Genomic DNA, 22,497 nt, shown 5'->3' on the forward strand with positions numbered 1-22,497 from the left:
AATTTGGTTTTTGATTTATTTAAAAGCTCGGGGTGGTTTCCGAGCTTTTTTTTTGGATTCTTTGTAAGGTATTAAAAATACGTGCGACCAATGTGCAGAATACTGATTGCTATGAAAAAGAAATTTTAAAGTATTCGGTTTGATAATTGGTTGATTAAAAAGCCCGGGTGATTACCGGGCTTTTATATGTTATATATTTAAATAATTGATAAGAGAAGTAAATTGCTCTTAACCAGATCGGTAACAAGGATCGATCAAAGCACTACTATCATTTAACTTTATATTCTAAACGCATAGTTATTGATGCGGTCTTATTTTTAGAAGAGGTGTTATAGGCACCGCCCCAACTATAGTCTTCTCCAGAGTTTTGACCGGTAATTTGAAAAACGCCCATATTGGCAGAAACCAGGTCACCTAAATTACTACCTGCATTTTCGGCAATTTTCTCTGCACGTATTCTGGCATCCTCTGTTGCTTTGGAAATCATCTCAATTTTAAGGTCTGCCAATTTTGTATAATAGTACCTTGGGGGCAATGAGTTAAACTGAACACCTTTATTTAAAAGTTCGGTAATTTCTCTGGAAACACCTTCTATTAAAGCTACATTTTCAGATTCTATTTTTAAAGTTTGTACAAGTTGGTATCCTTTAAAAATATTGCCAACGTAATTTCCATTTTCATATTGGTTGTCTCGCATTTCTGTAGTTTGAACACTGTTAAAAATAATCCTTTTAGTATCAATGCCCTTAGATGTTAAATATTCTCGAACAATTTCCTTGTCTTGGTTTAATTGGTCGAAAGCTGTTTTTAGAACAGTGCTATTGGTAGAAAATTGACCTTCCCATACAATGAGGTCAGAGGTGAAATTTTCATTGCCCAAGCCTGTAACCGATATCATTTGGGGCGGGTTTGCCCTTTGTATATAAGCGTTGCCTAAAAAATATGCAGCAATGACAATTGCCGCTCCAAAAATAATTGCACTAATGTGTTTCATGAAAAATATTTAAATCGAGTCTAAATATATTAAAAGATACTTTTCAAGAACGGTCAATTTGCTATTTTTGCCCATGCAAAATAAAGTCCTAATACTAGATTTTGGTTCTCAGTACACCCAATTGATTGGAAGACGCGTACGTGAACTAAACATTTTCTCCGAGATTAAACCTTATAATAAATTACCAAAAGACCTTTCCGAGTATAAGGCCGTGATTCTTTCTGGATCTCCTTTATCGGTAAGAGGTGAAGATGCCGTTCACCCAGATCTGTCTGAAATTAGAGGTAAAAAACCATTGTTGGGCGTTTGTTATGGCGCGCAGTATTTGGCACACTTTAATGGTGGTAGTGTAGAAAAATCGAATACACGTGAATATGGTCGTGCAAACCTTAGCTTTGTTAAGGAGAACGAACCATTTTTTGATAAAGTAGATGCAGGTAGCCAAGTGTGGATGAGCCATGCCGATACCATTAAGCATTTACCAGAAAATACAACTCTTTTGGCAAGTACGCATGATGTTGAAAATGCCGCTTTCAAATTTGAAGGCGAAGAAACATATGCTATTCAGTTTCACCCAGAAGTGTATCATTCAACAGATGGAAAACAGGTGCTGGAAAACTTTTTAGTGCATATTGCCGGGATGGAACAGACTTGGACGCCAGATGCCTTTGTTGATAAAACAGTAGCTGAATTAAAGGCGAAAATAGGCGATGAAAAAGTAATCTTAGGGTTGTCCGGTGGTGTAGATTCTTCTGTTGCAGCTGTTTTGTTACATAAGGCAATAGGTAAAAACCTGCACTGTATATTCGTAAATAACGGACTTTTAAGAAAAAACGAGTTTACCGATGTACTTAAGCAGTATGAGGGAATGGGCTTAAATGTAAAAGGTGTAGATGCTTCGGCACACTTTTTGGGTGATTTAGCAGGAGAAAGCGATCCAGAAACTAAGAGAAAAACAATAGGTAGGGTTTTTATTGAGGTTTTTGATGATGAATCTCATTTGGTAGAAAACGCAAAGTGGTTGGCACAAGGTACTATTTATCCAGATGTTATAGAATCAGTTTCGGCAACTGGCGGACCTTCACAAACAATAAAGAGTCATCATAATGTAGGTGGTTTGCCAGATTTTATGAAATTAAAAGTGGTAGAACCTCTAAAGATGTTATTTAAGGATGAGGTAAGAAGAGTAGGTGCTAGCTTGGGTATAGATAAAGCTTTGTTGGGTAGGCATCCTTTTCCAGGTCCTGGTCTGGCAATTCGTATTCTTGGGGATATCACTCCAGAAAAAGTGGCTATTTTGCAAGAGGTGGATGCTATCTTTATTGACGGGTTAAAAAAATGGGGACTATACGATAAGGTGTGGCAAGCCGGTGCTATGTTATTGCCCGTTAACAGCGTAGGTGTAATGGGAGATGAACGTACCTATGAAAAATGCGTGGCACTTAGAGCCGTGGAAAGTACAGATGGTATGACCGCCGATTGGGTGAACTTACCTTATGAATTTCTACAAAAAACATCAAATGATATCATTAATAAAGTCCCTGGCGTTAATCGTGTCGTATATGATATAAGTTCTAAACCGCCAGCAACAATTGAATGGGAATAGTATGAAATATATATTTAATCAAGTTTACATTATTTGGGCATTTTGCGTATTGGTCTCTTGCACTGCAATGGCTCAGAAATTTAATACACATGAGGTTAAAAGAGGAGAGACCTTAGAAAGTATTTCTAAATTATATGGGGTTTCTACTGAAAGTATTTTGCAGTACAATAAAGAGATAAAAACCGGTCAGGATTTAAGACCTAATACTATATTGGTAGTACCAAGTGCAAAAGTTGCGACTAAGCCGGCAAACACTCCTACCAAAAATAGTACAGAGATTGCACAAGATGCAGAAAATTCTAGAGAGCCAATAGGCTATACAGAGCACCGTGTTAAGAAAAGGGAAACCATTTTTGGTATTACCCAAATGTATAATATTACCGAGGATGAATTAAAAAAATATAATCCGGTTTTATATGCCTCGCCCCTTCAGAAAAAGATGGATCTGCGTATTCCTAAATATGCCGCTCCAAAAGTTGAAGATGTGGGTATGAACGATGAAGATTTTGAAAAATACATTGTTGCCGCAAAGGAAACCAGATGGAGTATAGCACATAAATATGGCATTACCATAGATAGCATGTTGGTTTTAAATCCTGGGCTATCAAAGTCGGACAATTATTTATCTGAAGGTTATGAATTGGTTATGCCTAAAATAGCCGGTAGTACGGTAAAGAATCAGGTAACCCAATTATACACCTCTTATACGGTACCTGCAAAGATGAATTTTTATCGTTTAGAGAAAGAATTTGGAGTAAAATCAGATGAAATAGTGCGCCTTAATCCAGAAATTGCAGAACGTGGTGGGTTAAAAGAGGGTATGGTTATTCGTATACCTGAACAAAAGGTAGAAACTGGTGATATTAATACGGACAACTATATTTTTTATGAGGTTAAACCAAAGCAAAACGAGTTTAGGCTGACTAGAAAATTTGACATGACCTGGGCAGAGCTAACCCAATTGAACCCTGATTTAAAAGATGGCTTAAAGGCCGGCATGGTACTTAAGTTGCCAAAAGATAAAGTAGGTGATTTTGAAGTGAAGAATGCTCTGGTATTGGATAAAGTGAATTTATTGGATAGCATTAATGTTGCCGTAAAGCCAAAAGTACTGTTCATGTTGCCATTTAGATTGGACAAGGTGAATTTGGCGGATAAGGAAAGCGCTGAAAAAACAATTGATTCTAGAAGAGATATGACCGTTAGTTTAGGTCTGTATTCCGGTGCATTGGTAGCTATAGATTCGTTAAAGTCTTTAGGAGTATCAATAGATGTGAAAACGGTTGATAATCAATTGGATTTAGGTAAGACAAAACAACTATTGCAAGCAGAACAATTAGGTGGTTATAGTGCGGTTTTTGGTCCTTTGGACAATCCTTCATTAAAAGAGACCGCTGTTCAAGCTTCTAGATATAACGTTCCGGTATTGGCACCGGTAACGGCAAAAAGCGATTTAAGTTTAGAAAATGTGTTCTACTCTTATACGGATGAAGAGGTATTGTGGAAACATATGTTAGACTATGTTGAAAAAAATCATACAGATGAAACACTTTTGATCATAGCAGATGAAGATAATAAAAAGGAAAAAGATGCTATTATAGAAAGATTTCCATCTGCAAAAGTGGTAGTCGTAAAAGAAGAGGAGAAAAATATTGGTATTAACAGAGATAAACTACAGACACTGCTATCTGACCAAGTACCTAATTGGGTTTTTGTAGAATCTGATAATTATAAGTTGATTTCAAGTATAGTCTCCATATTAAATTCATTTAATAATACTGCCTTTGATCCTTTGGTGGGTAAAGATAAAGTTAGTGTTCGCATGTTTACAACAGACATGAACTCTGCGTTTGAAAATGATGTGATTTCCAATACACATTTATCAAATTTAAAGTTCACTTACCCTTCAGTGAATAAAGAGGTTGCCAATAGTTCTTTTGTAGATAGGTATAGAAAACGCTTTGGTGATGATCCCAATAAATATGCGGTAAGAGGTTTTGATCTTACCTATGATTTGTTGTTGAAATTAGCTTATAAAAACAACTTGTTGGAAGCTTCTAGATTCATAGGTGAAACAGAATACAATGGTAATAAGTTCAATTACCAAAGAAAAGGTGTTGCGGGCTATTATAATCAATCGTCATATATAATGATGATGGATGATTTAAGAATTAAAACATTAGAATAAAATGACATCAAAAGTAACGTATAACGGTGGTCTTAGAACTGAATGTGTTCATTTAAAGTCCAACAATTCTTTTGTGACCGATGCTCCCGTTGATAACAATGGTTTAGGAGAGGCATTTTCACCAACTGATACCGTGGCTACGGGCTTGGCAAGCTGTATGTTGACCATGATGGGTATTAAGGCAAACGGGTTAGAGGTAGACTTGAAAGGGACTACGGCATCCGTAACTAAGCACATGGCGGCCTCACCTAGAAGAATTTCTAAAATAGAGGTTGAAGTTCATTTGCCGGAACAAGTTTCTGAAAAGGATAGAAAGATATTGGTGCATACAGCAAATACATGCCCGGTACATTACAGTTTACACCCGGATATTGAAAAAGTAATCACCTATTATTGGGATTTGTAAAAAGAACATATCATATTTTTTGGCTTTTGATCGTTTTGTGCATTGCTTCTGTTCAAGGTCAAGAGGAAGTTGAATGGTCACCGGAGTTTAGGTTTACTTGGAAAGATTTTAAAGGCAAGGTTCCGTCCGGTAGTGGTGCAGCAGCTACTACGGCCAGTGGAATTAGTTATGATTTTTCTACATTTTATGAAAACGGGGAAATGCAGGTGGACTTTAATGTATACGCATATTTTTACCCCACAAAATCTTGGTATAAACCAAAAATATGTAATGAAGTAACATTATTGCATGAGCAATTGCATTTTGATATTACTGAGCTATACGCACGTAAATTAAGGGTAAAGTTGGCAAATGCCACTTTCACCGATAATGTTAAGGAAGAGGTTCGTAAATTGTATAGGTCGACAATCAGGCAGTTGAACGATTTTCAGAATAAGTATGACGCAGAGACCAATTACTCCAGAAATTTGCCTGTTCAAGAAAGATGGGTGAAAGAAATAGGGGAGGCACTTGACCATTAGAGATCAGTATAAATTAAAAAGCACCTTGAATGAAAAGGTGCTTTTTAATTTTTGGATATGAGTGTTTCTATATGTCGCAAATGGTGACACCTTGCTTTAAGGCATCTAATTTATTTTCCCAACTAGGTACAAACTCTTGTGCAACATGACCCTTATAACCTGTTTTCAAAATAGCTTTCATGACTGCAGGATAGAAAATTTCTTGGGTTTCATCTATTTCATGTCTGCCAGGGTTACCTCCTGTATGGTAATGACCATAATATTGATGGTAGTTTTCAATATTTCTTATAATATCGCCCTCCATTATTTGCATATGGTAAATATCATATAGAAGTTTAAAATGTTCGGATCCAATAGCCTCACAAAGAGAAACGCCCCATTCGGAATTGTCGCACATATAATCTTTGTGGTTTACTTTACTGTTCAATAATTCCATTTGAAGAACAACACCATGTTTTTCTGCCAAAGGCATTAGCCTCTTTAATCCGGTTGCACAATTGCGCAAACCTACAAGGTCGTCCATTCCGTTTCTGTTACCGCTAAAACAAATTAAGTTGGTGTAGCCAGCTTCAGCAACAAGGGGGATTACGCGTTCGTAATCGGCAATAAGTTCATCGTGTAAAGAAAGGTCGTTAAAACCTTTTTCAATACCCATACCTGCTCCCCAGCACATAGATGCATGAATATTGTATTTTTTTAGAAGAGGAAATTCTTCTGGTCCAACTAGATCAATCGATCTAATGTCAAGTTCCACTAAGCTTTTAAGAAAATCTTCAAAAGGAATACTGCCGTAACACCAATAACAAACACTATGGTTTATATTGTATTTTAATTTAGCCTTAATGTCAGGTTTGGTGTTGTTTGCCATTGCGGCAGATGTAGTTAAGAAACCAACAGAGGCGGCCGCTGAGGTTCCAATAAAATTTCTTCTTTTCATGTTGTTTTGAGATGTTGATTTTTTAAAGATAATTTTTTTACATTTAATAATGGAAATTATTCCCGATAAGGAAAAATTAATAGAGCTGGCACATTATAGGATGCCATTTGGTAAATATAAGGGCAGGTACTTGGTAGATTTACCAGAACCCTATTTGGTGTGGTTTCAACAAAAAGGGTTTCCTGATGGTAAATTGGGAGATTTGTTGCGATCTATGCTAGAAATCAAAACAAACAGCTTAGAATCGGTAATTCGAAAAATACAAAAACATTTTCCTAAGGAAACCCGTTAAGTTCTATCCTCAATTTGTAACTTTGTCTCCCGTAACATAGAATTCGATACATGGCACAAACCAAATACATCTTCGTTACGGGAGGCGTTACTTCTTCGTTAGGAAAGGGCATTATTGCTGCATCTTTGGCGAAATTACTGCAATCTCGCGGATACAAGACTACCATTCAAAAACTAGATCCTTACATTAATGTAGATCCAGGAACCTTAAACCCTTATGAGCATGGCGAGTGTTATGTAACTGATGATGGTGCGGAGACCGACTTGGATTTGGGTCACTACGAGCGTTTCTTAAACGTACGTACCTCACAGGCAAACAATGTTACTACAGGTAGAATTTACCAAAGCGTAATTGAAAAAGAACGTAGAGGAGAATTTTTAGGTAAGACCGTACAGGTAGTTCCGCATATAACTAATGAGATAAAAGAACGTGTACAGTTGCTAGGCAATAGTGGCGATTACGACATTGTAATTACAGAAATTGGTGGTACTGTAGGTGATATAGAATCGTTACCATACATAGAAGCGGTTAGACAGTTACTTTGGGAGTTGGGTGATGATAATGCCATAGTAATACATTTAACCTTGGTACCTTTTTTATCTGCGGCTGGCGAGTTAAAGACAAAGCCAACACAGCACTCTGTTAAGACTTTAATGGAAAGCGGTATTAAAGCCGATATTTTGGTATGTAGAACAGAGCATGAGATTTCTAATGAAATTAAGGATAAGTTAGCACTTTTCTGCAATGTCAAGCGCGAAGCGGTAATACAAAGTATTGATGCATCTACTATTTATGATGTTCCATTATTAATGCAAGAAGAAGGTTTAGATACCGTAACATTGCAGAAATTGGCATTGCCAAATACCGTAGAACCGGATCTTACTCGTTGGAATGAGTTTTTGGTAAGGCATAAAAACCCTAAGAACGAGGTTACTATTGGTTTGGTTGGTAAGTATGTTGAGTTACAAGATTCTTATAAATCAATTTTAGAGGCATTTATACACGCTGGAGCCTCAAATGAGGTAAAGGTGAATGTGAAATCGGTACATTCTGAATATATAACCGAAGATAATTACAAAAACAAGCTAAAAGGATTAGATGCTATTTTAGTAGCACCTGGTTTTGGTGAGCGTGGTATAGAAGGTAAGGTAAAGGCTGTTGAATTTGCTCGCGTAATGCAAATACCGTTTTTAGGTATTTGTTTAGGTATGCAAATGGCGGTCATAGAATATGCACGCAATGTTTTAAAACTTGCCGATGCAAATTCAACCGAGATGGATGAGAACACTCCTGATCCGGTTATTAGTATTATGGAAGAGCAAAAAACTGTAACCGATAAAGGAGGTACAATGCGTTTAGGTGCTTGGAATTGTGATTTAAAAGACGGTAGCTTAGTGAAGAAAATGTATGAAGGTGCTTCTCAAATATCTGAACGTCACCGTCATAGATATGAATTTAATAATGCATATTTAGAGCAATTGGAAAATGCCGGACTTTTAGCAACTGGTTTTAACAAGGAGACCAATTTGGTTGAAATTGTGGAGTTAAAAGATCATCCATGGTTTATAGGTGTGCAATATCACCCAGAATACAAAAGTACGGTTGCCAATCCGCATCCATTATTTGTAGGTTTGGTAAAGGCAGCTTTAGACCATAAAAAGGCACAAAGTAATGCCACATTGGCATAAACTTCATATTTGGGCATATATTTGCAATCTTAAAAAATTCAAAATAGACCCAATTAATTAGAAACACCACATGGAAGAAAAGAAATTTGATGTACAATCCATCATAGGCTTTGTGCTTATTTTTGGAATACTCATCTTCATGTTTTACCAAAACAGACCTACTCCAGAAGAGTTGGCGGCAGAAAAGGCAAAACAAGAGCAAGTAGAAGCTGCGAAGGCATCAGAAAATTTAGAAACAGAGACTGTAGGTAACAATGAACCACAGTTGGATTTACAAGATTCTACAGCAGTTGCCAATTACCAAGGTAAATTAGGTGCATTTGGGTTTACAAAACCATCTAATGATATTACCACCTTGGAGAATGATGTTCTTTTGTTGAAAATCAGTAATAAAGGTGGGCAGATCGTAGAGGCGAAAATGAAACAGTACGTTACTTATGATTCTGTGCCGGTTTATTTGGTAAAAGATGGTAACGCTTCTTTCGCATTAGATTTCTCTACATCTGACAACAGGGTGTTGAATACGGCAGATTTGTATTTTGAGCCATCAATGTCAAGTGATAATGGCAATCAAGTTTTGTCATTGAAAGCCAAGACTTCAAACAATCAATATTTGGAGTATAGGTATGTCATGAAACCAAATGATTATTTGGTTGATTTTATGATTAAATCCAAAGGATTGGATAACGTCATTAGTACAAGTAAACCTGTAACGTTAGATTGGAAGTTAAAAGGTATTCGACACTCAAAAAGTATTCAATATGAAAATAGGTATACGCGTTTGACATATAATCATGAAGATGGTAAAATTAGCAAGTTATCTGAAGGAAGTGATGATGAGGAAACCGAAGAGGATATAAAATGGATTTCTTACCGTCAACACTTTTTCTCAAGTATATTAGCAGCAGATGTACCATTTAAAAATGGAGATTTGACTTCGGTAAACTTGGTAGAGGAAGAAAGTAGAACCTTTGGTTTTACAAAAGCATATGCATCTGCGTTACCAGTGGACTTGGAAGGCGGGGAAATTTCTAAAGATTTACATTGGTATTTTGGTCCAACAGATGTAGATACCCTTTCAAAGTATGAAGATTTGGGTCTAGATGATTCCATTCCTTTTGGGTGGGGTATTTTCGGTATGATCAATCGTTATGTGTTTACACCATTCTACGGTCTTTTAAGTACGTATTTTCCTTATGGTATAGCAATTGTGATCATGACGATATTGGTACGTTTGGCAATGTCGCCTGTAACATATAAATCCTACTTGTCACAAGCAAAAATGAAGGTGTTGAAACCTGAAATTACTGAGCTTGGCGAGAAATACAAGGATAATGCCATGAAAAAGCAACAAGAAACCATGAAGCTTTATGGTAAGGCAGGGGTAAGCCCCATGAGCGGTTGTATACCAGCGGTTATTCAAATGCCGATATTCTATGCACTTTTCATGTTTTTCCCAACATCGTTCGCATTACGTCAAAAATCATTTTTATGGGCGGATGATCTTTCTTCTTTTGATACTATTTATCAATTCCCAGAAGGATTCTCCATTCCATTCTACGGTGATCACGTGAGTCTGTTTCCTATATTGGCATCTATAGCTATTTTCTTTTATATGATGATGACTACAGGACAGAATATGCCAACTCAACCAGGTATGCCTAACATGAAATTTATCATGTACTTAATGCCATTTATGATGTTGTTTTTCTTTAACAACTATGCAAGTGGATTGAGTTTGTACTACTTCGTTTCTAACTTGATTACTATTGGTATTATGCTGGTCATTAAGAATTTTATACTTGATAATGATAAAATTCATGCCCAGATACAGGAGAATAAGAAGAAACCTAAAAAGGAAAACAAATTCCAAAAGAAAATGCGCGAGATGATGGAACAAGCAGAAGCGCAAAAGAAGAACTAATTTTATTGTTCTATATAAAATGAAAAGCCCTTTCAAATTTGAAAGGGCTTTTGCCATTAAATAGAGTTGGTTTGGTAAGATTTGGGATGGTAAAGATGTAATTAAATTTAAGTTCAATAAAAAGTTAGTTGTAAAGGGTGGCTTATTGTATGTTAAAATAGTCTGTACTGATGTTAGTCATTTTATGGCATAAAAAAACCTTCCCATAAAGGAAGGTTTTTAAATTTGGTGAATGGCGCTAGCTTATTACAATGCATCTAAAGCTGCTTGTGGTAAAAGGACCTTATTAATAACGTGTACAACACCGTTGCTAGCTTCAACATCGGCAATGATAACAGAAGCGTTATCTTCGCTCGCATCTTCAACGTGTACTGTTCCATCTTTAATGTTAATACCTACATTTTCACCTTGTACGGTTGCAATAGTTTGCCCGTCACTTAAATTCGTAGAAAAAGCAGCTGTTCCAGAAACTACGTGAAAAGTTAAAATAGTAGTCAATAATTCTTTTTCGGCTTCGGTATCAAAATCCGCAAGGCTATTATAATCCTCTCCTAAAGAATCTAGTAATGCTGCGAAGGCATCATTAGTTGGGGCAAATACAGTAAAGGGACCTTCCCCGTTTAAGGTTTCTACCAAACCAGCATCTGCTTGCACCAGAGCATCTACCAATGAGCTAAGGTCGTCTGTAGCTACTGCAGTATCAACAATGGTTTTCAATTGTAAGCTCATAACAAAGTCTATTGCCGCTTGTGGTAATAATACTTTATCAATAGTATGAGCAACACCGTTAGATGCCATAATATCTACTGCTGTAATATTTGCGTTGGTATCGGAAGCATCACCGATCACGAATGTATCCCCAGAAGAAATTATTTCAACGCTGTTGTTTTCAAACGCCGTTGCAACCTGTCCTGCAGCCAAATCTGTAGATTTTACTTCAGCGGCAATAACGTGAAATAATAAAATATTTTTTAATAAGTCAATTTCTTCATCTGTGTCAAAATCATCAATGCTATTATAATCGTCGCCTAAAACCTCTAACAATGCTACAAAGGCATCATCTGTAGGTGCAAATACGGTAAATGGTCCATCAGAACTCAAAGTAGCGGCTAAATCAGCCTTAATTACCGCTGCCTCTAGAAGCGATAAAGGTTCGGTAGCTACAACAATATCCACCAATGTGCCATTCTCTTCAGGCATTTCCTCTCCGTTCAAAGCATCTATAATAGCTTGTGGTAGTAATACTTTATCAATAACGTGAACCACTCCATTACTGGCCTCTACATCTGCAATAACTACTTTAGCATCAATTTCAGTGGCGTCATCGATGAAAACATCACCATCAATATTAATGGTTAAATCTTCACCTTGTACTGTAGTCACCATCATACCGTTGGACAAATCGGTAGAGTTGGCAGCTACACCTGCAACTACATGATAAGTTAATATTGAAGTTAAGATCGCTCTCTCTTCGTCCGTATCAAAATCTGCCAAAGTATCAAAATCATCTAATTGGTTCAATAGTTCGGTAAAGGCATCATTAGTTGGTGCAAAAACGGTAAATGGACCGTCGCCGCTTAATGTGCCTACTAAATCAGTGCTTTCTGAGTTGTCAGCAGTTGTAAGGGCAGAAACTAATGAGGTAAGCGCATCTTCCGCCTGAGCTGTCTCTACAATGTTCATTTCGTTTGGTGTCATAGGTGTTACACCGTCATCATCATCACTACATGACCATGTAACTATGGAAATGGTGAGTACTAGTAAAAAATTTCGTAATCGTAACATTTTTTTCATAACTGTGTTTTTAAGGATTGTTCAATTAAATATGGAAGATGTTTAACATTAATGGTGATAAAATACATATATGGTAGTAAAACATCTACAATGCTAAAAATACGATAGTTACCTTTTGTTTAAATAATTTTTAAAAAAGTTTAACAAAATATTTTTAACTCAATAAAATTAGCTGTTAGTACGTAGTTGATCTGAGCTCTTCTTTTTATTAAGATTGTAGGCAGTGAATAAAGAGTATGCGTATTTTTAAATAAATAGACTTTGAATTGAAATTTTGTAATTTTGTTGCGACCAAAATGAAGAGATGAAAAAAGTAGTAATAGGACTTTCTGGAGGAGTAGATTCAAGCGTGGCGGCATACCTTCTAAAAGAGCAAGGTTATGACGTTATTGGCCTGTTTATGAAGAATTGGCATGATGATTCGGTGACGATATCAGAAGAATGTCCGTGGTTAGAAGATAGTAACGATGCCTTGATCGTTGCAGAGAAGTTGGGTATTCCATTTCAAACGGTTGATTTAAGTGCTGAATATAAAGAACGTATAGTTGACTACATGTTCAGGGAATATGAAATGGGGAGAACCCCAAACCCTGATGTGTTATGCAATAGGGAGATCAAATTTGATGTCTTTATGAAAATAGCCATGCAGCTTGGGGCAGATTATGTAGCTACGGGTCATTACTGTAGAAAAGGCACTATCAAAAATACAGACGGTACCGAAACCTATCAGTTATTGGCAGGGAAAGATGGAAATAAAGATCAGTCTTACTTTTTATGTCAATTATCGCAAGAGCAATTATCAAAAACCTTATTTCCAATAGGGGAGTTGACCAAGCCACAGGTGAGGGAAATTGCCGCAAAAATGAATTTGATCACCGCTGATAAAAAAGATTCTCAGGGTTTATGTTTTATTGGTAAAGTAAGATTGCCTGAATTTTTACAGCAACAATTAAAACCTAAGACCGGTAAAATTGTTGAGGTTCCTGCCGGGTTAGATGCTTATGCACAAATAGCGCCAAGTTTTGATGATAAAAAATCAGAGTTGGCCTACTATGCGGAGAAACCGGTATATCATTTAAATGATGGTAAAGTAGTAGGTGAGCACCAAGGGGCACATTATTTTACCAAAGGGCAACGTAAAGGCTTGCATGTTGGTGGAACAAAAGAACCTTTATTCGTAATCGATACTGATGTTAATGAGAATATCATTTATACAGGTCAAGGTAAGGCACACCCAGGTTTGTATAGAAGAACTTTGTTTGTAAAGGATGAAGAAATACATTGGGTTCGTGAAGATTTGGCTTTGAAAATGGATGAGAAGTTAGAGGTGAAAGCACGTATAAGATACCGACAAGAACTACAGGAAGCTACCATATATAGAGTAGAAGGTGGTATGTACGTAGATTTTAAGGAAATGCAATCTGCCATTACCGAAGGTCAGTTCGTAGCTTGGTATTTAGAAGATGACCTTATAGGGTCTGGGGTTATTTCTTAAATTTATATGGTGTTATAGGAGGATTAATAATAATCAAAACTGTAACATATTATTCCATAGTAGGTATTAGGGAGAATCAATGCTTGCGTTGAAAATTATAGTAACTATTGAATATAATCCTTTGGTGTTTTCCAGGGTAATTTACCTAGCTCATGCAAAATAGAATTTCTGAACTTTTCAAAATAGAATTTCCAATAATTCAAGGAGGTATGATTTGGACCAGCGGATGGCGATTAGCCAGTGCGGTGTCCAATGCTGGTGGTTTGGGAGTTATTGGTGCCGGTAGTATGTATCCAGGTGTTTTACGCGAGCATATTCAAAAATGTAAAAAAGCGACTTCAAAACCTTTTGGAGTGAATATACCGATGTTATATCCTGATATTGATAAATTGATGGATATTATTGTTGAGGAAAACGTCAAGATAGTATTTACATCCGCGGGAAACCCAAAAACGTGGACACCCTTTTTAAAGGAAAAAGGAATTACGGTTGTACATGTTGTCAGTAGTTTAAAGTTTGCTTTAAAGGCACAGGATGCGGGAGTAGATGCCATTGTAGCAGAAGGTTTTGAGGCAGGTGGACATAATGGTCGTGATGAAACAACAACTATGGTTTTAATTCCGGCGGTTAAAGAGAAAATTCATATTCCCCTAATAGCCGCTGGTGGTATAGCAACTGGGAAAGCAATGTTAGCGGCAATGGTCTTAGGTGCAGATGCTGTGCAGGTTGGTAGTAGGTTTGTGGCAAGTGAAGAAGCATCTAACCATATGAACTTTAAAGAAGTTGTGGTTAAAGCCAAAGAAGGCGATACCCATTTGACGTTAAAGGAGCTTGCCCCTGTTAGACTAGTAAAGAACAAGTTCTATAATGATGTACAAAAAGCCTATGCTACAGGAGCAAATATTGAAGAACTAAAAACCCTTTTAGGAAGGGGGCGTTCCAAAAAAGGTATGTTCTTAGGCGATTTAGAAGATGGTGAGCTAGAGATTGGTCAGGTATCGGCTTTAATACATGACATAAAACCAGCTGATGAAATTGTTAAAGCGCTGATGAAAGAGTTTAATGAGAGGAAAGCAGAACTTTCCTCTCTATAGATTAAACTTCTTTATCTTCCCCTTCGATCACCCGCTTTTTGTTTCTCAAAGATCCAAGGTATTCAATAAGATCACGAAGTTCTCTTCTTGAAATCATTCTACCCATTGCTGGCATTGCAGACATAGAATTCTCTCTACTGGCAATTCTCATTAAGGGGACTCTTAAAGGCTCCGCTTCAGAAGTTCTTAGTAGTAATTCTTTGTCATTTTCCTCAATAAGAACACCTTGTACTTTTTGTCCGTCTTTCAACGTAATGGTTACGGTGCCATAGCCTGGTGCCAAACGTATACTAGGTTCTATAAGCGCTTCTAGCAATTGTTGTCTGTTCAGGATATTGCCAATATTGTCCAATTTTGGTCCAACCTCTCCACCAGAGCCATTTACTGAGTGGCAACGTACACATTGTGCCGTGGGATTATTGTTGAATACCGATCTACCGGCCCACCAATTTCCTCCATATAGTGTTTCTTGAAAAGAATCGGCAGAATAACCGGCCTCCTTAAGTTTGTCTAATTGAGCTATTAATTTTGGGTTTTCGGTTGCGTTTACAGATTCCATTAAGTCTAATAATATACCTTGTTTTAGCTGGTCTTTACTGGCTTTATTAATTAGGCTAGATAGTAATGCATTACTATTCTCTACAGGTAGGTCACCTAAAACATTTAACATTCTCTGTTGTTCAGATATAGAGCCTCTTTTAAAAATAGGGTCTACAATGCTAGGAAGTTTTTCTTTAGGTATATTTAATTGCGCCAATAGACCTACGGCTGCTGTTCTTACTTCTTCATTGCTGTCTTTCATACCAATGGACATGGCAGTTTCCATTTGTTCGAATTTTAATTGGCCAAGACTGTTTAGTACTGTAGCACGTACCTCTGCAGATTTGTTATATCTAAAAATAGAGAATAACTCATTGTTATAATCGGTAATACCCACTGCGCTCAATGTCTTAGAAATACCGATTAAAATTTCAGGTTGGCGTTCATTTAAAAATGAAGGGATATCTTTTCTGATCTTCTCTTCTAGTTGACCGTTTTGCCTAATTATTTCTCCTCTATATCTACCATCTACACGGTCTAAGAGAGAAGGATTGTTCCAAGTTCCCAAGGCGGCAAGAGCCTCGCCACGTAAGTCGCTGGAAACACTTTTACGCTTTGCAAAATTGATAAGGAAATCTAGTTGTTCATCACCACCAACGCGTAAAGCTGCATTGATCGCTCTTCTTAATAATGGTTCTGAGGTGAATTTCTCATTATTAAGGGTAGCCGCCAAAGCCGGCAATGCAGCCTCTATAGAAAGATCATCGTTTATGGCACGAGCGGCTTCTGTTACTATATACTCATCTTTATCAGATAAGAATATTGAAATTTTAGGGTCTTGTAATTTTCTCAAGACAAGAACTGCTGCAATACGCAAACTTCTGTTCTCATTATTGGCAAGAGCTAAAATTGGTTCTGCTTTTCCTATTCTTGCAAGAGCCAATACAGCAGCATGTCTTAGGTAAAGATCTTGATCATTATTTGCTTCGATCATTGCCAAAAGTGGTTCAATGGCGTTTTCATGTTTCAATCTTCCTAATGCTTGGGCAGCATAGAACTTAACCCGATCGTTCTGGTGTGTAGTCAATGCTATTAAACTATCGGCAGCATTACCGTACCTTACATCACCAAGAACTTTTGCACTTTGCGCAATAATTTCAGCATCTTCGTCACTTAATAGATTTAATAAAGGTTCGGCATCATCAACATCTTTTGCCGCAATTTGCCCGATACCCCATATGGCGTGAATACGTGCAAATTGGTTTTCTTCCTCAGTTAAAGCCTTTTCTAAAGCTCTGTAGCCCCAAAAAGTTCTTTTGGCAAGTTCAAATTGTGCTTTTTGCCGAATTCTCATATCATCATATGAGAGTAGTTTTATAAGATTATCAGTTTTGTCATCTTCATAATTATGGGTCATTAACCGTTGTGTTTCTAACCTTTCTTGTTCAAGATCATTGGTTTGGTCCGTAACGTCTAATTTCCATACTCTTCCGTAATTTTTGGTTCCCCAACCATTAACCCAATCGGCAAGGTATAATGCGCCATCTGGACCAAAATCAATACCTGTAGGCAATACTCCGGATAAGATAGATTCCTCACTCTTCAGTTCAAAAGAGGCACCTTTCGGTTTTAGATCAAAAGACCAAATATGTGATCTGCTGGGGTCACCTACAAATTCTACTAAGAAAAATTTGTCCATCCACTTTTTGCCCAAAGCGGTGCCAGGGTTATATCTCATTCCGGTAGGTCCGTTATGAAAATTCTGAATAGGAGGTATGATATACGCGGCTTGACCATCCCAATGTGGGGTAAAGAGTTTTTCATCCATCCAAACGTTATAACCATTGTTCTTTGGGTCCGTATATTTTCCATACTGCCAATTGGCTCTCCACCCAGCATCTGAACCTTCTACGATATGAACCAGGCGTTCACTTTCTCCCTTATGGTCACCGTCGTTATCAGAAGAAATAATATTTCCATAGGCATCAAAAACAAACTCATGCGTATTGCGCAGACCGTGAGCAAAAACCTCAAAGTCACTTCCATCTGGGTTACTTCTTACAATTACCCCTTCATTTGGGTACTTATGGTTTTCACCATCAACGGTAGTAATGTTGGCACCAATATCACCAATACCCCAATATATTTTACCATCTGGGCCTTCTATGGCACCGGACATACCGTGACCACTAAATCCTATATGTACGGCAAAACCCTCTGCAATACTCGTTTTTTCGTCTAAAATTTTATCGCCATTAGTATCTGTTAAGCGATACATACCTGGACCAATACCAACAAAAACATCATTATCACGTACTAAGAGTGCGCCTGCCACATCATTGATTTCATCGCTAAAATCGTTCATGATCTGGGTAGAAATATCTGCAATACCATCATTGTCGGTATCTTGTAACATCCAAATTTCATCTTGTTCAACGGCAAGATCTTGCCAGTCATGAATGCTATCATTATTAAGGTCAGGTAACCATTCATTTTCTTTACTAAATTCAGGAGCAAAAGTTTTATGAAGAAAAGCTCTTCTATCTTCCACAGATTCTAGGGAGATAGATTCTGTCATCCAATCTCTATGGCCCCTAATATCAAATTCTGAATTTTTGGCTCTATTGGTGCGTGTAATGTATACATTGCCTTCATTGTCAATATCAAGTGCAATAGGATCTGGAGCTAAGGAATCTGAAGCCCAAAGACTTAGTTCTAGTCCGTCTGCAACTTCAGCAGTAATGGTTTCTCGAGCTAATTTGGCCATTTCAATAAGCTCGGTACTATCTTGTTGAATGGTTAACGGAATTTCAACAGGCTTTTTATTGATGCATGAAATAGAAAAAAATAATAGGACGATTACCCCCAAAAGGAATTTTTTAAAGAATGTCATTGTTGTTTGGTTGAATTGAAATTTAAATGTAGCGAATAATGGAGATAATCAAGAAAGAAATTGAATAGTTGTTAAGTTATTAACCATATATGATATAGATTTATCAATTTGAAATATAAATGACATTTAAATTAATGTGGTGAAACTGTAACTAAAAGTTCTGCTATATTTGATTACTTATTAAACTAACAATGATATGAATACTATTAAAACAGCTGTATTTGTTTTTCTGATGGCAATCGGTTTAACATGTGCACAAGCGCAAGAAGGTCATCCTTTAGAGGGAAAATGGAATTTGACAATTGATCAAGAAGGAGAGAAACTACCATCGTGGTTAGAAATTAGGCACTCGGGTACCAACACATTGATTGGAAGATTTACATATGCTTTTGGTAGTGCAAGACCTGTAGCCGAAATAGAAAAGCACGGAGAATTATTTTCTTTTGAAATACCTCCACAATGGGAGCCAGGAGCTGCCAATATGGAATTTGAAGGAAAAATAGTAGGGGAAGGGCTAGAAGGAACCATGATATATGTAGATGGTAAAACATATAATTGGACAGCAACAAAATCGCCAAAATTACCATACTATGAAAATGCAAAAGAAGGGAAGACCATAAAACTTTTTAATGGAAAGAACTTAAATGGTTGGACGATGAAACCGGGCAATCAATGGGCAGTGTTAGATGGTATATTGACCAGTGCAAAACCTGGAGTCAATTTAGTCTCGGAAGAAAAATTCAAGGATTTTAAATTACATGCAGAATTTAGGTATCCTGAAAATAGTAATAGCGGACTTTATTTAAGAGGCCGTTATGAAGTGCAAATAGCTGATAACATTGGGTTGGAACCTTCTTCAATTTATTTTGGTGGAATCTACGGATTGTTGACCCCGAACGAAAATGCCGCTAAGAAAGCGGGCGAGTGGCAAACCTATGATATTACATTGATAGGTAGAAGAGTAACCATAGTTGCCAACGGAAAAACTATTATCTCTAATCAAAATATAGACGCTATGACAGGTGGAGCTTTAGATAATAATGAAGCAGAGGCCGGACCTATTATGATTCAAGGAGATCACGGGCCTGTAGAATTTAGAAAACTAGAAATTACGCCATTGAGCAAAGGTTAATTTAAAGTATAGGGATAAAAGCCTCTATTTTAGAGGCTTTTTTTATGCTTTTTTATTGAGCGTAGTTATTAAAGCAAGCGATTGCTCTTCCTCATCTTTGTGCACAAACACCTCAATAAGTTCGGGCAAAGGACTGCCAAAACCCGCTAACCTAGCAGATTCGGTTTCGTCTTTGATTACGGCCTTGATATTGTTGTCTTGTAAAGTTAGTTTTATACGTTGAGCTTCTATTTTATTACCGCCAAATACTTTTATATAGTCTGTGTCCATTTTTTTTTTTTTTTTTTTTAATTTAAAAGAATTGTTTTTCCGCTTTTAGCACTCTTGATGGCAGATTCAAGAATTTGCATAGTTATCATATTGTTTTCTAAAGAGTATACATTGTACGGTTCTAATTGAAGTGTGCCATTAATAACTGCAGCAAAAACGGCGAAAGGGTCATTGTAGGGCTCTTCCCGCTCTCCCAGAAGAAATGTTTCTTCGGTATAATCGCTATAGCCCTTAGAAAGTCTTATTCTTAATTGGGTAGGATTGTCAGAGTAAATAGCACCTTTAGTGCCATAAAGTTCCATATCTTTTCTGCCAATTGGCCAGTTCCAAGAAGGTTCTAAGATGGCCATTTCATTCTCATAAGTTAATATAATAGTTGCATCGTCATCAACATTCGGGTTGTTTTCTTTTTGTAGTTGCTGTGTTACGGCAGTAATGCTTTTTGGTCTTTTACCCTTAGTTATCCATGTCATTAAATTGGCGCCATAGCAACCAAAATCTGTTATAGCACCGCCACCGTTTAAATTGGGATCCGTTAACCATTCTAAAAATTCACTGGAGACGCCAATGTTTTTAGGTCCCTTATGTCCATCTCTAATAATTACTTTTCTTAATTCACCAATTTCTCCTTGTTGGTATAGGTCAATAGCTTTGACATTGGTTTTGTACCATGAAGTTTCATAATTGGTCAATACCCGAATATTATATGTGTCTGCGAGTCTTTTAATTTCCTTAGCATCATCATAGGTAGTCGCCAATGGTTTTTCTACCATAACATGAATTCCTTTTGGGGCACATGCTTTCACTACTTTTAAATGATCCTTAATATTGCCAAAAGCTGCAACTGCATCAGGGTTGACCATGTTAATCATTTCATCCATGGTACTGAAAACGATATCCATAGAGAAACCAAATTCTTTTGAAAGTTTTATGGCCAGTTCTTGGTTGGGTTCTACAATTCCTACCATGTTCATGTCCGGTTGCTGGCCTCTGCCAAGAATCCATCCAACGTGTCCATGGGTTAGTCCTGCTACTCCTAATTTTAACGGAGGTTCTTGAGCACTGACCAAGGTCGTTATAATCAAGGTTAAAACTAGAAGTGTATTTTTAAAATTAAAGTTAGTTGACATTATCAATTAATTCATGGGTTGGCTTTTGTTCCAATAAATTTGTACTTATGGTAAAGTAAAATGTACTGCCTTTGTTTTCTTCGGAAGTCACCCATATTTTACCTAAATGATGATCTACAATTTTCTTACTCCCATAAAGCCCAATACCTGAGCCTTCAAATTTAGATTGGTTGTGTAATTTGTGAAAGGCATTAAATATTTTTTCTGACTGCTCGCTTGGAATTCCTATACCGTTATCTGCAACGCTGAATAAATAATCATTATCTCTTTTTTCAGATGTAATGGTGATTATTGGGTCCTGAGCAGATGATTTAAATTTTAAAGCGTTATGAACTAAATTCTGAAATAGCATTCTAATGTCGCTTGGTCTGGCAATAAGGGTTGGTAATTCATTAAATTTAATTGTAGCCTTTGTTTCTTTAATTTTTTCAGAAAGGTCATCAAGAACAGATTGCAATATTACAGTAACGTTTACAGATTCCATACCGCTTGAGTTTCCAATTTCAGCATATTTTAAGAGACCTTCTACTAAGTTTGTAAGTCTAGTAGAACTGCCTTGCAAATGTTTAAGATAACTACTGAAATTAGTATAACTAGAAATGGCGTGTTGTTTTTCCAATTCGCTGGCAATAACATTTATGTTGTTCAATGGTCCTTTAAGGTCATGGGTAACTATAAAGGTAAATTCTTCTATATGGGTATTTTTAAGTTTTAATTCATTGTTCAATACCTCTAGTTTTTTATTCTGGTTCTTTAGGTTGTCTTGTGCCTTTTTTAAGTTGAGTTCACTTTCTTTTAAAGCTTCAATATGATTTTCCAAATCTGTAGTATAAGCCCTAGTTTTATTTTGATCGTACATTCTAAAGGTTAGTGATAGCCAACCTAAACTCGCTAAAAATGCAAACACTTCATCAAAAGGAACGTCTATGGTGCCAAGTATTGGACCATACATAGTAACATAAATAGTAGGCAGTATAAACGCAAGTACATCAAAAAAAATGATGATGTTTCTTAACCTAGGATTTTTACGATACCCGATAAACGCTAGAAAACCCATGGTAGCAAAGGCAACTCCTTGTCCAAAATAGCCACCAATTAGGAGTATAAGCGACATAAAAACCAATGGAGGTAATAATGTCATGTATAACCTAGTTGCTTGTCGGTAATCTAATCGATTTAAGATAAAGCCAATGCCAAATACCACTGCAACAATAAGAGCGAGAATTTGTTCTATATGCGAATGAAAAATTAACGTGTATATAAAAACCAAAAAAGTGAAAATAGCGGATATGATGGTAATTAAACCAAATTCGTCGGTAATGTCCCTGCTTTTAGATTTATGAGTTTTTGATGTCGTATTTAACTGTGACAAATGATTTAAATTTTAATGTAGTCAATTTGAGTTCTAAACAAATAAACAAGAGCGTTAATGTTTGATCAGTATCAAATTAAAAGTAATTGTTATACATATATTCGTTAAAAATGAAATAGAAACATAACTCAAACAGGGGAAGTTGTAAACAATTTAATTTCTACTTAAATATAATCAAGTAATACTTAACTAGCACAATATTTTTTGCTTTAAAATGGCTT

Annotated in this window: 17 protein-coding genes; 10 read left to right on the forward strand and 7 right to left on the reverse strand. The window is 36.6% G+C overall.

Going from position 1 to position 22,497, the window contains the following annotated elements; translation table 11 throughout:
• Positions 1-268: 268 nt before the first annotated feature.
• Positions 269-994 (reverse strand): SIMPL domain-containing protein, encoded by a 726-nt coding sequence (locus B2Z27_RS09510; protein WP_286813478.1) that lies wholly within the window; start codon positions 992-994, stop codon positions 269-271.
• Between the two features lie 73 nt (positions 995-1,067).
• On the opposite strand from B2Z27_RS09510, the gene guaA reads away from it, so the two are divergent.
• The 4 genes from guaA to B2Z27_RS09530 are packed head-to-tail and all read left to right on the forward strand — an operon-like array spanning position 1,068 to position 5,715.
• The gene (gene guaA, locus B2Z27_RS09515) at positions 1,068-2,600 is read left to right on the forward strand and encodes a glutamine-hydrolyzing GMP synthase (protein ID WP_286813479.1); all 1,533 of its coding nucleotides are present in this window, start codon (positions 1,068-1,070) and stop codon (positions 2,598-2,600) included.
• Position 2,601: 1 nt separating this feature from the next.
• The gene (locus tag B2Z27_RS09520) at positions 2,602-4,788 is read left to right on the forward strand and encodes a LysM peptidoglycan-binding domain-containing protein (protein ID WP_286813480.1); all 2,187 of its coding nucleotides are present in this window, start codon (positions 2,602-2,604) and stop codon (positions 4,786-4,788) included.
• 1 nt (position 4,789) lies between these two features.
• The gene (locus tag B2Z27_RS09525) at positions 4,790-5,194 is read left to right on the forward strand and encodes an OsmC family protein (protein ID WP_058105712.1); all 405 of its coding nucleotides are present in this window, start codon (positions 4,790-4,792) and stop codon (positions 5,192-5,194) included.
• Complete coding sequence (locus tag B2Z27_RS09530; protein WP_286813481.1) at positions 5,182-5,715, forward strand: DUF922 domain-containing protein; 534 nt, start codon at positions 5,182-5,184, stop codon at positions 5,713-5,715. The genes B2Z27_RS09525 and B2Z27_RS09530 overlap by 13 nt, the downstream gene beginning before the upstream one ends.
• 67 nt (positions 5,716-5,782) lie before the next feature.
• On the opposite strand, the gene B2Z27_RS09535 is transcribed toward B2Z27_RS09530, so the two are convergent.
• Positions 5,783-6,652, reverse strand: coding sequence for a hydroxypyruvate isomerase family protein (locus B2Z27_RS09535; RefSeq protein ID WP_286813482.1), 870 nt, complete (start codon positions 6,650-6,652; stop codon positions 5,783-5,785).
• Positions 6,653-6,701: 49 nt separating this feature from the next.
• Between B2Z27_RS09535 and B2Z27_RS09540 the strand changes: the two genes are divergently transcribed.
• The 3 genes from B2Z27_RS09540 to yidC all read left to right on the forward strand — a co-directional run bounded on the left by B2Z27_RS09540 (position 6,702) and on the right by yidC (position 10,556).
• Positions 6,702-6,944, forward strand: coding sequence for a DUF3820 family protein (locus B2Z27_RS09540; RefSeq protein WP_058105714.1), 243 nt, complete (start codon positions 6,702-6,704; stop codon positions 6,942-6,944).
• Between the two features lie 50 nt (positions 6,945-6,994).
• The gene (locus tag B2Z27_RS09545) at positions 6,995-8,632 is read left to right on the forward strand and encodes a CTP synthase (protein ID WP_058105715.1); all 1,638 of its coding nucleotides are present in this window, start codon (positions 6,995-6,997) and stop codon (positions 8,630-8,632) included.
• A gap of 70 nt (positions 8,633-8,702) precedes the next feature.
• Positions 8,703-10,556 carry a membrane protein insertase YidC gene (gene yidC, locus B2Z27_RS09550; RefSeq protein ID WP_286813483.1) on the forward strand — a complete coding sequence of 618 codons (1,854 nt, stop codon included), beginning with the start codon at positions 8,703-8,705 and terminating at the stop codon, positions 10,554-10,556.
• Positions 10,557-10,802: 246 nt separating this feature from the next.
• On the opposite strand, the gene B2Z27_RS09555 is transcribed toward yidC, so the two are convergent.
• A complete protein-coding gene (locus B2Z27_RS09555; RefSeq protein ID WP_286813484.1) occupies positions 10,803-12,350 on the reverse strand; it encodes a fasciclin domain-containing protein in 1,548 nt (515 codons plus the stop codon).
• Between the two features lie 304 nt (positions 12,351-12,654).
• On the opposite strand from B2Z27_RS09555, the gene mnmA reads away from it, so the two are divergent.
• Positions 12,655-13,845, forward strand: coding sequence for a tRNA 2-thiouridine(34) synthase MnmA (gene mnmA / locus B2Z27_RS09560; protein ID WP_215998364.1), 1,191 nt, complete (start codon positions 12,655-12,657; stop codon positions 13,843-13,845).
• A 152-nt stretch (positions 13,846-13,997) separates the two neighbouring features.
• Positions 13,998-14,939: an NAD(P)H-dependent flavin oxidoreductase gene (locus B2Z27_RS09565; protein ID WP_286813485.1), complete on the forward strand. Its 942-nt coding sequence runs from the start codon at positions 13,998-14,000 to the stop codon at positions 14,937-14,939.
• A gap of 1 nt (position 14,940) precedes the next feature.
• On the opposite strand, the gene B2Z27_RS09570 is transcribed toward B2Z27_RS09565, so the two are convergent.
• Positions 14,941-18,372, reverse strand: a complete 3,432-nt coding sequence (locus B2Z27_RS09570) for a HEAT repeat domain-containing protein (RefSeq protein WP_286813486.1) — start codon at positions 18,370-18,372, stop codon at positions 14,941-14,943.
• 196 nt (positions 18,373-18,568) lie between these two features.
• On the opposite strand from B2Z27_RS09570, the gene B2Z27_RS09575 reads away from it, so the two are divergent.
• The gene (locus B2Z27_RS09575; protein ID WP_286813487.1) at positions 18,569-19,504 is read left to right on the forward strand and encodes a 3-keto-disaccharide hydrolase; all 936 of its coding nucleotides are present in this window, start codon (positions 18,569-18,571) and stop codon (positions 19,502-19,504) included.
• A 42-nt stretch (positions 19,505-19,546) separates the two neighbouring features.
• Here the strand turns inward: B2Z27_RS09575 and B2Z27_RS09580 are convergent, their stop codons facing one another.
• From B2Z27_RS09580 to B2Z27_RS09590, 3 genes are read right to left on the reverse strand one after another with little or no spacing between them, the layout of a single operon-like run.
• The gene (locus B2Z27_RS09580; protein ID WP_286813488.1) at positions 19,547-19,774 is read right to left on the reverse strand and encodes a putative signal transducing protein; all 228 of its coding nucleotides are present in this window, start codon (positions 19,772-19,774) and stop codon (positions 19,547-19,549) included.
• A gap of 17 nt (positions 19,775-19,791) precedes the next feature.
• Positions 19,792-20,904, reverse strand: a complete 1,113-nt coding sequence (locus B2Z27_RS09585; protein ID WP_286813489.1) for a Gfo/Idh/MocA family protein — start codon at positions 20,902-20,904, stop codon at positions 19,792-19,794.
• Positions 20,894-22,276 carry a sensor histidine kinase gene (locus tag B2Z27_RS09590; protein ID WP_286813490.1) on the reverse strand — a complete coding sequence of 461 codons (1,383 nt, stop codon included), beginning with the start codon at positions 22,274-22,276 and terminating at the stop codon, positions 20,894-20,896. The genes B2Z27_RS09585 and B2Z27_RS09590 overlap by 11 nt, the downstream gene beginning before the upstream one ends.
• Between the last annotated feature and the right edge of the window lie 221 nt (positions 22,277-22,497).

The organism is Maribacter sp. UBA3344 (genome assembly GCF_002362375.1).
Taxonomy (GTDB): Bacteria; Bacteroidota; Bacteroidia; order Flavobacteriales; family Flavobacteriaceae; genus Maribacter; species Maribacter dokdonensis.